1 rRNA gene is annotated in these 2,500 nt (G+C 43.5%); it reads right to left on the bottom strand.

The window, feature by feature from the left end:
* Positions 1–158 precede the first annotated feature (158 nt).
* A 16S ribosomal RNA gene (locus REB14_RS24120) occupies positions 159–1,675 on the bottom strand.
* Positions 1,676–2,500: the final 825 nt, after the last annotated feature.

The raw sequence follows: 2,500 nt of genomic DNA, 5'->3' as shown, positions 1-2,500 counted from the left end.
TTCCTCTTCTTCATTTCTCAATCTCTTCCCTATACTAATTTCTAGTGGGTTTTGTATTTTTAATATAAATCAACCAAACAAAAAACTAAAGCTATGGCTTTAAGTAAGTATTATGTATCTTACGATACTGATTTTGTTTAACGTCTTAAGACGCTCTAAAATGAGATGTTCCAGCCGCACCTTCCGGTACGGCTACCTTGTTACGACTTAGCCCTAGTTACCTGTTTTACCCTAGGCAGCTCCTGTTACGGTCACCGACTTCAGGTACCCCAGACTTCCATGGCTTGACGGGCGGTGTGTACAAGGCCCGGGAACGTATTCACCGCGCCATGGCTGATGCGCGATTACTAGCGATTCCAGCTTCATAGAGTCGAGTTGCAGACTCCAATCCGAACTGAGACCGGCTTTCGAGATTTGCATCACTTCGCAGTGTAGCTGCCCTCTGTACCGGCCATTGTATTACGTGTGTGGCCCAAGGCGTAAGGGCCGTGATGATTTGACGTCATCCCCACCTTCCTCTCTACTTGCGTAGGCAGTCTCACTAGAGTCCCCAACTTAATGATGGCAACTAGTGACAGGGGTTGCGCTCGTTGCAGGACTTAACCTAACACCTCACGGCACGAGCTGACGACAACCATGCAGCACCTTGAAAAATGTCCGAAGAAAAGTCTATTTCTAAACCTGTCATTTCCCATTTAAGCCTTGGTAAGGTTCCTCGCGTATCATCGAATTAAACCACATAATCCACCGCTTGTGCGGGCCCCCGTCAATTCCTTTGAGTTTCAAACTTGCGTTCGTACTCCCCAGGTGGCTAACTTATCACTTTCGCTTAGTCTCTGAAGCTTGCGCTCCAAAAACGAGTTAGCATCGTTTACGGCGTGGACTACCAGGGTATCTAATCCTGTTCGCTCCCCACGCTTTCGTCCATCAGCGTCAGTTGTTGCTTAGTAACCTGCCTTCGCAATTGGTGTTCTAAGTAATATCTATGCATTTCACCGCTACACTACTTATTCCAGCTACTTCAACAACACTCAAGACTTGCAGTATCAATGGCAGTTTCACAGTTAAGCTGTGAGATTTCACCACTGACTTACAAATCCGCCTACGGACCCTTTAAACCCAATAAATCCGGATAACGCTTGCACCCTCCGTATTACCGCGGCTGCTGGCACGGAGTTAGCCGGTGCTTATTCGTATAGTACCTTCAGCTAGATACACGTATCTAGGTTTATCCCTATACAAAAGAAGTTTACAACCCATAGGGCCGTCGTCCTTCACGCGGGATGGCTGGATCAGGCTCTCACCCATTGTCCAATATTCCTCACTGCTGCCTCCCGTAGGAGTCTGGTCCGTGTCTCAGTACCAGTGTGGGGGATCACCCTCTCAGGCCCCCTAAAGATCGTAGACTTGGTGAGCCGTTACCTCACCAACTATCTAATCTTGCGCGTGCCCATCTCTATCCACCGGAGTTTTCAATATTAAATGATGCCATTCAATATATTATGGGGTATTAATCTTCCTTTCGAAAGGCTATCCCCCTGATAAAGGCAGGTTGCACACGTGTTCCGCACCCGTACGCCGCTCTCAAGATCCCGAAGAATCTCTACCGCTCGGCTTGCATGTGTTAGGCCTCCCGCTAGCGTTCATCCTGAGCCAGGATCAAACTCTCCATTGTATGTTTGTCTGACTCACTCAAAGTTTTTAACGCTTTAGTTTTTCCTTACTTGGTTGTTATATTGTATGTCAATGATCTTTATATCTTTCGCTTTTTAACGCAGCAATCTTTCTGTCAGTGTTGCTCCGTATTTGCGAGTGCAAAAGTAAAACTTTATTTTTAATTGACCAAATGTTTTTGAAGAAAATTTTAAAGTTTTTTAAGTAACCTTAATTCTTCCAAAACCCTCAATCCATCTACTCCTGCGCTCCCTCTAATTGGGACTGCAAAGATAATAACTATTTTTTAACTGACAACTTTTTTTGTAAAAAAAATTAAAGTTTTTTTTCGTCCTTATCTTATGAAGTAGTTTATGTTTCTGCCTTTATAAAGGCGCTTCTGCGCTACTGAATGTATTTCGTTTTTCAGTGGGGCAAAGATAGAAACTTCCCATACACTACGCAACTTTATTTAACATAAATTTTACCTTTTATTAATATTTAGACCTAAACAACTGGATAGCAGGGTGAAAAATTTTAAACATTTGTTTGGAGGATCGGGTGAGGGTGTCAGAGGGTTGGAGAGTTGGAGCGTTGGAGAGGGTGAGAGGCGTGTTTCGGGGAGCGGGATGCGGGGGGTTGGGGTGTGGAAGATCAAAATAGGGTATATATTATATATAGTAGAGCTTTTTTAAATTAATAACCTATATATAAGCTTTGGCTAAAGCCAAACTAAGGAATTATTTTTTTACTAAACGGGCTAAAGCCCGCTCCTATTGAATAGTTATAATGAACCACAGATGGCACAGATTGACACAGATAAAATGTTTGCTTTTATATTATATAT

It is taken from the genome of Chryseobacterium metallicongregator (genome assembly GCF_031324065.1).
GTDB lineage: Bacteria > Bacteroidota > Bacteroidia > Flavobacteriales > Weeksellaceae > Chryseobacterium > Chryseobacterium metallicongregator.
The sequence above is the reverse complement of the archived record's forward strand: the minus strand, read 5'-3'. Positions and strand labels throughout refer to the sequence as shown.